A 445-nucleotide genomic window follows, 5' to 3' on the forward strand; every position below is an offset into this window, starting at 1 on the left:
CGTGCCGCCGTAGACCGCGATGCCGTTGGCCAGGGTGTTCGACTGGACCGTGTTGTTCTCGAACACGTTGCCCGCGTTGGCGGCCTTCTCCGACCACATCGCGAGGCCGTCGTCGCCGGTGTTCCGGACGAAGACGTTCCGCACGACCGAGTTCGTCACGCCGCCGTGGAAGTTCAGCGCGTCGGCGACCTGGTCGACGACGACGGTGTCCTCCACGCGCAGGTCGTCCATCGGCCCGTCGAACCACAGCCCGACCTTGGTGTGCTGGATGTACAGGCCGGAGATCGACGAGGCGCTCAGCGCGCCGCCGACGCCGTTGACCTGGTCGGTGTCGACGCGCTCGCGCACGTCCCCGACGATCGCGAAGTCGCGCAGGTGGACGTTCGTGCTGCCGCCCTCGTCCGCGTACCTCCCGTAGAACCCGACGCCGGTGTGCACGGAGCCG

1 pseudogene is annotated in these 445 nt (G+C 69.0%); it reads right to left on the reverse strand.

The annotated features are described in order from the left end of the window. Window positions 1-445, reverse strand: a pseudogene (locus tag G3I78_RS48470) (mycodextranase); the annotation flags it as partial.

Origin of the sequence: Streptomyces sp. SID13726, assembly GCF_010548375.1 — a bacterium.
In the GTDB taxonomy this organism is placed as follows: domain Bacteria; phylum Actinomycetota; class Actinomycetes; order Streptomycetales; family Streptomycetaceae; genus Streptomyces.